The organism is Streptomyces alkaliterrae (assembly GCF_007097205.2).
Taxonomy (GTDB): Bacteria; Actinomycetota; Actinomycetes; order Streptomycetales; family Streptomycetaceae; genus Streptomyces; species Streptomyces alkaliterrae.
Genome location: NZ_VJYK02000196.1, coordinates 1 through 10,194 on the forward strand (window position 1 = coordinate 1; position 10,194 = coordinate 10,194).

At 71.0% G+C, this 10,194-nt stretch carries 12 protein-coding genes and 1 pseudogene; 6 read left to right on the forward strand and 7 right to left on the reverse strand.

Features of this window, described 5'->3' with window-relative positions:
- Window positions 1–24: 24 nt before the first annotated feature.
- The 4 genes from FNX44_RS17870 to FNX44_RS17885 all read right to left on the reverse strand — a co-directional run bounded on the left by FNX44_RS17870 (window position 25) and on the right by FNX44_RS17885 (window position 2,378).
- Window positions 25–369, reverse strand: a complete 345-nt coding sequence (locus FNX44_RS17870; protein WP_143649281.1) for a DUF2516 family protein — start codon at window positions 367–369, stop codon at window positions 25–27.
- Between the two features lie 117 nt (window positions 370–486).
- Window positions 487–1,005: a hypothetical protein gene (locus FNX44_RS17875; RefSeq protein ID WP_143649282.1), complete on the reverse strand. Its 519-nt coding sequence runs from the start codon at window positions 1,003–1,005 to the stop codon at window positions 487–489.
- 20 nt (window positions 1,006–1,025) lie between these two features.
- A complete protein-coding gene (locus FNX44_RS17880) occupies window positions 1,026–1,451 on the reverse strand; it encodes a helix-turn-helix domain-containing protein (protein ID WP_143649283.1) in 426 nt (141 codons plus the stop codon).
- Between the two features lie 153 nt (window positions 1,452–1,604).
- Window positions 1,605–2,378 carry an SAM-dependent methyltransferase gene (locus FNX44_RS17885; protein ID WP_143649284.1) on the reverse strand — a complete coding sequence of 258 codons (774 nt, stop codon included), beginning with the start codon at window positions 2,376–2,378 and terminating at the stop codon, window positions 1,605–1,607.
- Window positions 2,379–2,523: 145 nt separating this feature from the next.
- Here FNX44_RS17885 and FNX44_RS17890 point away from each other — a divergent pair, with 145 nt between their 5' ends.
- Window positions 2,524–3,237 carry an N-acyl homoserine lactonase family protein gene (locus tag FNX44_RS17890; RefSeq protein WP_143649285.1) on the forward strand — a complete coding sequence of 238 codons (714 nt, stop codon included), beginning with the start codon at window positions 2,524–2,526 and terminating at the stop codon, window positions 3,235–3,237.
- A gap of 29 nt (window positions 3,238–3,266) precedes the next feature.
- On the opposite strand, the pseudogene FNX44_RS17895 reads toward FNX44_RS17890, so the two are convergent.
- A pseudogene (locus FNX44_RS17895) lies at window positions 3,267–3,824 on the reverse strand (AAA family ATPase); the annotation flags it as partial.
- On the reverse strand, window positions 3,821–4,048 hold the full coding sequence (locus FNX44_RS17900) for a hypothetical protein (RefSeq protein ID WP_143649287.1): 228 nt from the start codon (window positions 4,046–4,048) through the stop codon (window positions 3,821–3,823). The gene FNX44_RS17900 and the pseudogene FNX44_RS17895, both read right to left, overlap by 4 nt.
- A 250-nt stretch (window positions 4,049–4,298) precedes the next feature.
- On the opposite strand from FNX44_RS17900, the gene FNX44_RS17905 reads away from it, so the two are divergent.
- The 5 genes from FNX44_RS17905 (at window position 4,299) to FNX44_RS17920 (ending at window position 9,729) form a co-directional block, all read left to right on the forward strand.
- Window positions 4,299–6,698 (forward strand): ATP-binding cassette domain-containing protein, encoded by a 2,400-nt coding sequence (locus FNX44_RS17905; protein ID WP_143649288.1) that lies wholly within the window; start codon window positions 4,299–4,301, stop codon window positions 6,696–6,698.
- A 158-nt stretch (window positions 6,699–6,856) separates the two neighbouring features.
- Window positions 6,857–7,489: a TetR/AcrR family transcriptional regulator gene (locus FNX44_RS17910; protein ID WP_143649289.1), complete on the forward strand. Its 633-nt coding sequence runs from the start codon at window positions 6,857–6,859 to the stop codon at window positions 7,487–7,489.
- On the forward strand, window positions 7,489–8,682 hold the full coding sequence (locus FNX44_RS17915; RefSeq protein WP_143649290.1) for a GDSL-type esterase/lipase family protein: 1,194 nt from the start codon (window positions 7,489–7,491) through the stop codon (window positions 8,680–8,682). Before FNX44_RS17910 ends, FNX44_RS17915 begins: the two co-directional genes overlap by 1 nt.
- A 166-nt stretch (window positions 8,683–8,848) precedes the next feature.
- Window positions 8,849–9,181, forward strand: coding sequence for a deoxyxylulose-5-phosphate synthase (locus FNX44_RS29015; RefSeq protein WP_143649291.1), 333 nt, complete (start codon window positions 8,849–8,851; stop codon window positions 9,179–9,181).
- A 77-nt stretch (window positions 9,182–9,258) separates the two neighbouring features.
- Complete coding sequence (locus FNX44_RS17920; RefSeq protein ID WP_143649292.1) at window positions 9,259–9,729, forward strand: GNAT family N-acetyltransferase; 471 nt, start codon at window positions 9,259–9,261, stop codon at window positions 9,727–9,729.
- 33 nt (window positions 9,730–9,762) lie between these two features.
- On the opposite strand, the gene FNX44_RS17925 is transcribed toward FNX44_RS17920, so the two are convergent.
- Window positions 9,763–10,194, reverse strand: a 432-nt coding sequence (locus tag FNX44_RS17925; RefSeq protein ID WP_173019221.1) for a cation transporting ATPase C-terminal domain-containing protein, incomplete at its 5' end; no start/stop codon positions are given.

Below are 10,194 nucleotides of genomic sequence, written 5' to 3' on the forward strand. Positions count from 1 at the left end.
GGTCGGTGCTGGGGGCGGGGCTTCTCAGCGACCGCCGTTGTAAGGCCCGTACGGCCCGTCGCTGCTGCTGCCCCGGTACCGGCCGCCGCCACCGCCCCCGCTGACCTGGATCAGCGCAGGCCGCACGTCCACCATGTACACGATGTTGGCGATCACACCCGCGATCACGAACAGCATGAAGCCCATCGGGATGATGTTCACCGCGACGACCACGCCGAGGATGATCAACCAGAACTGCTTCGTCTTCTTGTCCGCCGCGAGGTAGGCGTCCGGGCGGCGCATCGCCGCGTCCACAAAGCAGAAGATGGCGAAGATCAGCAGCCCGAGGTACACAAATCCCATCAGACTGTTGAAGCCCTGCAACAGCACGCCGGCCACCACCCTGCTCTCGAGAATTCGCCGTCCGTCATCCCAACGCTACCCGCACGGCGAGCCGGACACGTCCCACCGTGCCCGGCCACCGTGGACGGATACCGCCTCCGCCGCTCAGTCCTCGGACTTCGCCGTGGACCGACGTGCGGTCGTCTTCCTCGCCGCGGGCTTCCGCCCCGCGGCCCCCTTGGCCTCGGCCTTGCTCTCCGCCTTGTCCTCCGCCTTGGCGCCCTCGCCCTCGGCGACCGGCTCGGTCACCGTGACCGGCTCACGCTCGATGGTCGCCTCGTACGTCGGGTCGGCGTCGTCACCCTTGGCGCGCCAGCCCTCCACGGCGACCTTGCCCTGCTCGGCGAGGGAGTCGTAGCCCTCCTTCGCCTTCACGGCCGCCTCGGCGGCGTAGCCGATGCCCTGGAGCGCCAGGTGCTGAGCCTGCTCGCGCAGCTTCTTCAGGTCCGCGTCCAGCGTGGCCAGCGCGCCCTGGACGCGCTCCTGCACGATCTTCGGGTCGGTCGAGCGGATCTTCGCGATCCGCTCCGGGGCCTCCGTGCGGACCTTCTCGATCACACCGGCCGCGAAGTAGAGCGGCGTCGGGTCGGTGATGGTCTTACGGATCTCGTCTGTGCTCGGCATGAGTCGTCCTTCCCGGGCGGTTATGTCGCGGTGTCTGTGGTGCCGACGCCGCCTTCGGCGCCCGCCGTTCGGCCTTCCGGCCCTGTCACGTTCCTGCCGTCCGCGTCGTTGTGGGCTCGGAACGACGCGTAGATCTGAAGCAGCGCCTGCTTCTGCTGCTCGGTGATCGACGGATCCGCGAGGATCGCCGCCGTCACCTCCACCTCGTCCCGCTCCCGCTCCTCCAACATCCCGGCCCGGACGTACAGCGTCTCGGCCGAGATCCGCAGCGCCTTCGCCAACTGCTGGAGGATCTCCGCGCTGGGCTTGCGCAGCCCGCGCTCGATCTGGCTCAGATACGGGTTCGACACCCCCGCGGCGTCCGCGAGCTGCCGCAACGAGAGCTGCGCGTTACGACGCTGCTCCCGCAGGAACTCCCCGATCTCACTGGGGTGCAACGAGGCCATGCCCCTACCCTGCACCACCCCGCTAACTTTTGCAAGCACCCGCTTGCAAAAGTTGTCTCCCCCGGAACTCCACCGCACACGCGACGCGGCGTTCCGCCGCCCTGCCCCTGGCTCGGTTGACACTCCTTCTCCGCCCCCGGGTTTCGGAGCCGTTCAGGTCCTGGTCGCCGGGACGAGGGTCATGTACGCGATGCCGAGGACGTCGCGGTAGCCGTCGGCCCAGGACGACCGCTGGCGGTCGACTCGTTCGCGGGTCTCGGCGGCGAGTGGGTGGTCCGGGTTCACGGCGAGCCAGAGTTCTGTGTCATGGCGGTAGCCGGACTCGAACTCCTCCCACTCCTCACGGCTCGCCGACTCGATCCAGGCCGGCCGGAAGCCCGCCTCGACAGCGAGGTCGACGAGCGGTCCGAGCTCCAGGTGGTCGCCTGCGTGCGCCCCGGGCCACATAGCCGCGAGTTCCTGGTCCGTCGGGGCGCGATGCCAGAAGCCCTCGCCCAGGACGACACGTCCGCCTGGGCGGACCAGGCGGCGCAACTCGTGCAGTACGACGCCGGGATCGTACGGCTGCCCGGGGTCGCACAGCGCCTGACCGGACCCCAGGCAGAGCACTGCGTCCGCGGGCCCGCGTGCTGTGCCGAGGGCCGACTCCTCGATGAGTTCGACCCGTCCGGCCAGACCGCGCCCCTCCGCAAGGCTCCTCCCTCTGGCCAGATCCTCGGCGTTGACGTCGAGGCCCACGCCGGTCGATCCCGGAACGGACTCCAGAACGCGGAGCAGCAGTTCGCCCCAGCCGCAGCCGATATCGAGGACGGTGGAGGGCGAGGCGGCGGCGAGCCGTGCGACGATGCGCCCGGCACGGGCTTCGGAGAGCGGTCCGTGGAAGGTCAGACTGCCGAGACGCGGAGGAAGATCGGAAGCGGTTGCCATGGGGCGGAACGTTAGTCGGCCCTGAGCAGCGTGCCGAGCGATTTGGACCTGGCTCACCGTCCTCACGTCCTCACCGCTTCGGACCGCCTCCGGCACAAGGTGCGTGGGCCGGACGCCACACCGCGGGCCCTGCCAGGATGGCCGGATGGGGAAGAACACCGTGGTGCGGCGGCTCGATCTCGGCTACTTCGTCCGGCCTGCCTCGGAGGCGGGCGGCACCCAGCCACGAGTCGAACCCGTCCTCGCCTACCTGGTGCGCCACGACAACGGGCTGATCCTCTTCGACACCGGCATCGGCGAGGCGGGTCCCGGGACCGAGGCGCACTACCGACCCAGACGCCGTCCGCTACGGGACGCCCTCGCCGCGTCCGGAGTCGCCCTCGACGACATCTCCATGGTCGTGAACTGCCACCTGCACTTCGACCACTGCGGCGGGAGTCCCCTCCTTGCAGGCACGCCCATCCTCGTCCAGGACGTCGAGCTGGCCACCGCCCGTCGGGGCGGCTACACCGTCGACGAACTGATCGACTTCCCCGGCGCGGTCTACGAGGAGGTCGCCGGCGAAGCCGAGATCTGGCCGGGAGTCCGGATCATCCCGACTCCCGGGCACACCGAGGGCCACCAGTCGCTCGTCCTCCGCCGGCGGGACGGCTCGTTGGTCCTCGCCGGCCAGGCCCACGACCTCGCTTCGCACTTCGCCTCCGAGCAGCTGGCCCGCCACGCGACCCTCCACGGCGCCGAGCAGCCGCTACCTCCCTACCGGCCCTGGCTGGACCGACTCGCCGACTTCGACCCACGGCGTGTGCTCTTCGCCCACGACTGCTCGGTGTGGGAGCCGCCGGAGACCGCCGGCCCTTGAGGCCCGCCGCCGGGGGCGTTCAGCAGGGGCACCGACGCGAGTATCCGGTCGGCGAGTTCGGCGGGGGCCAGCTTGCCGTCCAGGAAGTGGGTGTCGTGGGGGAGGGCGTCGGCCGCGGCCGTGCACCGCTCGATTCTCGCCTTGGCCCACTGCCTGACCTGCTCCTCTCGTTCGGGGTCGGCCGGGAAGAAGGTCCGCCCGTCGATCCGCTTCTCCAGTTCGATCGGGGGGACCCTGAGGAAGAAGTGGTGGACTTCGATGTCGGACGCCTTCAACGCGCCGAAGATCTCGTCGACGTAGGCCGGGTCGACCAGCGTCATGGGGACCAGCACCGGGCGGCGGTACTCCTCGACCAGTCCGACGGCGAGCTCGGCGACCTGGCGTCTCCAGAGGCGGAGGTCCTGGAAGTCGCCGGTCGGGACGTCCACGATCTTCCTGAGGACAAAGCCGACCATCTCCGGGTCGTAGACCAGGGCTTCGGGCCGGCGCGAGCGCAACTCCTTGACCAGCGTGGTCTTTCCACTGCCGAACGCGCCGTTCACCCAGATGATCGGGCACGGGCGTGATCCGCGTGCGGGCGCGGTCATCGGCGAGGGGCGGTGCGGAGGCGGTGGAGCCGGCGGGCGCGCGCGGTGCGGGCGTTGTTGCTGACGGCGGCCTCGGGGTGAGGGTGCCGAAGCCGTGGCGTCCGCGGCCGCAGGCCGTCGGCGCCCAACTCCGCGACAACCGCGCCCACCTCGGGATCGGGTGGAAGGGTGGGCGGGGTCTTCGGTTCGGCTTCCGGGCCGGGGAACGCGCGGGCGAGGACCATGCGGCGTAGTCAACCATCCGGTGCGGGAGCACCGCACCGGACGGACCGTACTTCTCCGGCGTCCGTCCTCGGTCGTCGGTCAGGGGCGGCGCACGCCGCACGGGCTGCGGATCAGGAATCGAGAAGCGCGGGCGACGTGCCCTGGTTAGCGTGAGGTCGGTAGGCGTCATGGTGCGGGCCGACCTCCTCCGCGTGACGGTGACGGCCCGGCGAAGAGGGGCGGCTCTGCCCGCCAGAGGGAGACACGACGATGAGCACGACCTCGCAGACGGGCGACGGGCGGACCCCCGACTCCGCGCCGCACGTCGCGGACAGCCACGACCTGATCCGTGTGCACGGCGCCCGGGAGAACAACCTCAAGGACGTCAGCGTCGAGATCCCCAAGCGCCGGCTGACGGTGTTCACCGGAGTGTCGGGGTCGGGGAAGAGCTCCCTGGTGTTCGACACGATCGCCGCCGAGTCGCAGCGGATGATCAACGAGACCTACAGCGCCTTCGTGCAGGGGTTCATGCCGACGCTGGCCCGCCCCGAGGTGGACGTGCTCGACGGCCTGACGACCGCGATCACCGTCGACCAGCAGCGGCTGGGCGCCGACCCCCGCTCCACGGTCGGTACCGCGACCGACGTCAACGCGATGCTGCGGATTCTTTTCAGCCGGCTCGGGCGGCCGAACGTCGGCCCGCCCAGCGCCTACGCCTTCAACGTGCCGTCCGTCCGGGCCGCCGGAGCGATCACCGTGGAGCGCGGCGACCGGAAGGCCGTGAAGGCGACCTTCACCCGCACCGGCGGCATGTGCCCCCGCTGCGAGGGGCGCGGCACGGTCTCCGACATCGATCTCAGTCAGCTCTACGACGACTCCAAGTCGCTCGCCGAGGGCGCGTTCACCATTCCCGGCTGGAAGTCGGACAGCTGGTGGACGGTACGGATCTACGCCGAGTCCGGCTTCCTCGACCCGAACAAGCCGATCCGCGACTTCACCGAGCAGGAGATGCGGGACTTCCTCCACCGCGAGCCGACGAAGGTGAAGGTCGAAGGCGCCAACCTCACCTACGAGGGGCTGATCCCGAAGATCCGCAAGTCCTTCCTCTCCAAGGACCGGGAGGCGATGCAGCCGCACGTCCGGGCGTTCGTGGACCGGGCGGTCACCTTCACCGCCTGCCCCGAGTGCGGCGGCACCCGGCTCGGCGAGGCCGCCCGCTCGTCGCGGATCGGGGAGGTCAGCATCGCCGACGCGTGCGCGATGCAGATCAGCGACCTCGCCGGGTGGGTCCGGGGGCTCGCGGAGCCCTCCGTGGCGCCGCTGCTCACCGCGCTGGGCCACACCCTCGACTCGTTCGTGGAGATCGGCCTCGGCTATCTCTCGCTGGACCGGCCGTCGGGCACGCTGTCGGGCGGTGAGGCGCAGCGCGTCAAGATGATCCGTCACCTCGGCTCCTCGCTCACCGACGTGACGTACGTGTTCGACGAGCCCAGCATCGGGCTGCACCCGCACGACATCCGGCGGATGAACAACCTGCTGCTGAGGCTGCGCGACAAGGGCAACACCGTGCTCGTCGTGGAGCACAAGCCGGAGACGATCGAGATCGCCGACCACGTCGTCGACCTCGGCCCGGGCGCCGGCACGGGCGGCGGGGCGGTCTGCTTCGAGGGTTCCGTCGAGGGGCTGAGGGCGAGCGGGACCGTCACCGGGCGGCACCTCGACGACCGGGCCGCACTGAAACCGTCGGTGCGCGAGCCGTCCGGCGTGCTGGAGGTGCGGGGCGCCGACGCCCACAACCTGCGGGACGTCGACGTCGACATTCCGCTCGGGGTGCTGTGTGTCGTCACCGGTGTGGCCGGCTCGGGCAAGAGCTCGCTGATCCACGGGTCGGTCTCCGGGCGTGAGGGTGTCGTGGCGATCGACCAGAGCGCGATCAAGGGCTCGCGGCGTAGCAACCCGGCCACGTACACAGGGCTGCTCGACCCCGTCCGCAAGGCGTTCGCCAAGGCCAACGGCGTGAAGCCGGCGCTGTTCAGCGCCAACTCCGAGGGCGCGTGCCCGACCTGCAACGGCGCGGGCGTCGTCTACACGGACCTCGCGATGATGGCCGGTGTCGCCACCACCTGTGAGGACTGCGAGGGCAAACGTTTCCAGGCGGCGGTGCTCGAACACCGGCTCGGTGGCCGGGACATCAGCGAGGTGCTCGCGATGCCGGTGGCCGAGGCGGAGCGGTTCTTCGCGACCGGTGACGCCCGAATCCCGGCGGCACACAAGATCCTCACCCGTCTGGTCGACGTCGGTCTCGGCTACCTCACCCTCGGCCAGCCGCTGACGACGCTCTCCGGCGGCGAGCGGCAGCGGCTGAAGCTGGCCACGCACATGGCGGAGAAGGGCGGGGTCTACGTCCTCGACGAGCCGACCGCCGGGCTCCACCTCGCCGACGTCGAGCAGCTGCTCGCCCTGCTGGACAGGCTCGTCGACTCCGGCAAGTCGGTCATCGTCATCGAGCACCACCAGGCGGTCATGGCGCACGCCGACTGGATCATCGACCTCGGCCCGGGCGCCGGCCACGACGGCGGCCGGATCGTCTTCGAAGGAACGCCGGGCGAACTCGTCGCCGCGCGCGCCACACTCACCGGCGAGCACCTGGCGGACTACGTCCGCGCCTGATCTCCACCTCCGCACTCCTCGTTCCGACTGCTCAGGGACGCGCTCGCAGGGCCGGGGCCGACGGGTCCCGGCCCTCTTCGCGTGCCTGAAGAGGTAAAGGATTTGCCTAAAGGCTTTAGGTGATTTCATAATCGACTCCAGTGAGTTAAGGAGGAGACATGGCGCGCGCCGGACTGAACGCCGAACGCCTGGCCCGGGCCGGAGCGGAACTGGCCGACGAGGTCGGCTTCGACCAGGTGACGGTCTCCGCGCTCGCCAAGCGCTTCGACGTCAAGGTCGCCAGCCTCTACTCGCACGTGCGGAACTCGCGGGACCTGCGGACGAGGATCGCGCTGCTGTCCCTGGAGGAGATGGCCGACCGAGCCGCCGACGCCCTCGCCGGGCGATCCGGGAAGGACGCCCTGATCGCGTTGGCGAACGTCTACCGCGACTACGCCCGCGAACACCCCGGCCGCTACGCCGCCGCGCAGTTCCGGCTCGACCCGGAGACCGCCGCCAACAGCGCCGGAGTACAACACGCGCGCATGACGCGGGCCCTACTGCGCGGCTACCAGCTGTCGGAACCGGACGAGACACACGCCGTCCGACTGCTCGGCAGCGTCTTCCACGGCTACGTCAGCTTGGAACTCGGCGGCTCCTTCAGCCACAGCGCTCCCGGCACCGACGAGACCTGGACCCGCGTTCTGGACTCCCTCGACGCGATGCTCCGCAGTTGGCCCGCTCCCGCTCCCGGCGCCGATCCCGATTCCGGCGCCGACGACCGAACCGCCGATCCTGACAGGCCGAACTGATGACCACCTCCTCCCGCCTTGCCGACACCCCCCTCGCTGGGGAGCTGATACGCGGTGCGCTCGAGATCGAGAGCACCGGGCGCGGGCTGCTGCCGCACCGACTGCCCGCCTGGGCACGCGCCCAGTGCGCCGACGGGCAGCTCCACATGGCCGAGTCGCAGCCCTCCGGTGTGCGGCTGGTGTTCCGCACCCGGGCGACAGTCGTCGAGCTGGACACCATCCCGACCAAGCGCGTCTACGCCGGCGCCCCGCCGCGCCCCGACGGCGTGTACGAGCTGCTCGTCGACGGCCGACCGGCCGGCCGGGGCAGCGTCCCCGGCGGCGACACCCTGCACCTCGACGCCGCCACCGGAACCGCCGCCCGCCGGCCCGGCCCGGCCGGGACTCTCCGCTTCGGTGGACTGCCCGACCGGATGAAGGACGTCGAGGTCTGGCTGCCGCACGACGAGACCACCGAACTCGTGGCCCTGCGGGCCGACGCCCACGTCGAGCCCGCACCGGAGCCGGACCGCCCGGTGTGGCTGCACCACGGCAGCTCCATCAGCCACGGCTCGAACGCCACCGTCCCGACCGGGATCTGGCCGGCCCGAGCCGCCCGCCTCGGCGGAGTCGAACTGGTCAACCTCGGGTTCGGCGGGGGCGCCCTGCTCGACCCGTTCACCGCCAGGACCATTCGCGACACAGCCGCCGACCTCATCAGCGTCAAGATCGGTGTCAACCTCGTCAACGCCGACCTGATGAGGTCGCGCGCCTTCGGCCCCGCCGTGCACGGCTTCCTGGACACGATCCGCGACGGCCACCCCACCACACCCCTGCTGGTGGTGTCACCGCTCTACTGCCCGATCCACGAGGACACCCCCGGACCGGCCGCGTTCGACCTCGAAGCGCTCGCCGCAGGTGAAGTGCGCTTCACGGCGACCGGCAAGCCCGACGAACGCGCCTCCGGAAAGCTGACGTTGAACGTCATCCGCGAGGAACTGGCTCGCCTCGTGGCGCGGCGGGCCGCCGACGACCCGAACCTGCACCACCTCGACGGGCGCCGCCTTTACGGAGAGGACGACTTCGCCGAACTGCCGCTGCCGGACGGGCTGCACCTGGACGCCGCCGCGCACCGCCGCGTCGGCGAACGCTTCGCCGCACTCGCCCTCACCGGCGCGGGACCGCTCGCCGCTCGTGGCCGGCGCCGGGTATGAGATCGCCTGGTGTCATCCGACCTCCCTTCGTCCTGAGGCCTGCTCCGGCGGCCGACACCGATGATGCCGGGGTGCGGAGTGGTTCCACCAGGCCTGTGGATAACTTGCCGCCCCCAGCCTGTGGATAACTTTCGGTTCGTCAGTACCCGGGCGCTACTCTGCGGGCATGGCTGGACATGCAAGGACGTCGTACGTGTGCCTTCCCTGCCGGGCCTCCTGCAAGCAGCGCTACGGTCCTGAACGAGCGCGGGTCTGTCCTCGATGCGCGGGCCGGCTCCTCCACGCGGGTTCCGCGTTCGCGCCGCCCCGGCGTAGGGACGTCGTGGCATGGCGAGTTCTCTCGGTACTGCTGCACGCGGGCGTGGGCTTCCACAAGAGCTGCTGCGGTGGTCCGGGTTTCCGACCGCGCTCCAGGCGTGAGGTGCGCGAGCGAATATCCCACGCGCGGCGCACGGGCACGCCGTACGCGCGCGCCCTGACCCTCCCCGACGTCCCCTGACCCACGCCGGGCCGCGTCCGGCGCTGCCCGGCGGCCGGTGGCGACGGGCCGAGACGGACCGGTGCGAGGATGGGTGGGTGGAGGACGTCGTGGAGATACGGCCGCTTCGGCAGCGGGAGTTGGCGGACGTGGCGGAGCTTCGGTGGCGGTGGGTGCGGGAGAACGGGGCCACGCCGCCGACAACGCGGGAGGTGTTCGTCAGCCGCTTTGTCCGGTGGGCGCGGGAGAACGAGCAGAGCCATCGCTGTGTTGTCGCGGTGCGCGGGGGGACGGTGGTCGGCATGGCCTGGTTGGCGACGGTTCGACGGGTACCGAGCCCGCTGTCCGTCGAGCGTGCCTCGGGGGATGTGCAGTGTGTCTACGTCGTGCCGGACGAGCGGGACGGCGGGCTCGGCGGGCGGCTGGTCGAGGCCGTGCTCGACCTCGCCCGGGAGCTGGGGCATGAGCGCGTCACCGTCCACTCCAGCGACCGTGCGGTGGCCGGCTACCGGCGATGGGGGTTCGACGTCTCGCCGCGGCTGCTCCAGGCCGACCCCGCGCAGCGGTGAGCGGATGCCGCCGGCGGCGTCGCGGTCGGGGCGTCACATCACTCGGGGGCGGAAGTGCTTGTCGGCGGCGATCACCGCCGAGGCCAGCACGGCGAACGCGGCGACGCGCAGCCACGCACCGGCGTCGATGGGCGCCGTGCCGAACAGGGCGTTCATCACCGGTGTGTAGGTGATGAGCAGTTGGCCCGCCAACTGCACCAACACGCCGCCGATCACCCACGGGTTGCTGAAGAATCCCAGTCGCCAGACCGGCCGGGTCAGCGAGCGGCAGCTGAACAGGTAGACCACCTGGACGGCGACCAGCAGGTTGACCGCGGCGGTGCGCGCCTCGGCCAGCTCCACCCCGGCCGACCGTTCCCAGTTGAAGATCCACCAGGCGCCGATCACCATGAGGGCCGAGACCAGGGCGATGCGGGCCGTCAGCCCGACCGTCAGCAGCGGCCGCGCGGGGTCGCGGGGTGGGCG

Excerpts from the sequence above, each read along its gene's own strand:
- FNX44_RS17890 (WP_143649285.1), top strand. The coding sequence starts at position 2,524 with ATGGGGAAGAACACCGTGGTGCGGCGGCTCGATCTCGGCTACTTCGTC.
- FNX44_RS17905 (WP_143649288.1), top strand. The coding sequence starts at position 4,299 with ATGAGCACGACCTCGCAGACGGGCGACGGGCGGACCCCCGACTCCGCG.
- FNX44_RS17915 (WP_143649290.1), top strand. The coding sequence starts at position 7,489 with ATGACCACCTCCTCCCGCCTTGCCGACACCCCCCTCGCTGGGGAGCTG.
- FNX44_RS17910 (WP_143649289.1), top strand. The coding sequence starts at position 6,857 with ATGGCGCGCGCCGGACTGAACGCCGAACGCCTGGCCCGGGCCGGAGCG.
- FNX44_RS29015 (WP_143649291.1), top strand. The coding sequence starts at position 8,849 with ATGGCTGGACATGCAAGGACGTCGTACGTGTGCCTTCCCTGCCGGGCC.
- FNX44_RS17880 (WP_143649283.1), bottom strand. The coding sequence starts at position 1,451 with ATGGCCTCGTTGCACCCCAGTGAGATCGGGGAGTTCCTGCGGGAGCAG.
- FNX44_RS17875 (WP_143649282.1), bottom strand. The coding sequence starts at position 1,005 with ATGCCGAGCACAGACGAGATCCGTAAGACCATCACCGACCCGACGCCG.
- FNX44_RS17900 (WP_143649287.1), bottom strand. The coding sequence starts at position 4,048 with ATGGTCCTCGCCCGCGCGTTCCCCGGCCCGGAAGCCGAACCGAAGACC.
- FNX44_RS17885 (WP_143649284.1), bottom strand. The coding sequence starts at position 2,378 with ATGGCAACCGCTTCCGATCTTCCTCCGCGTCTCGGCAGTCTGACCTTC.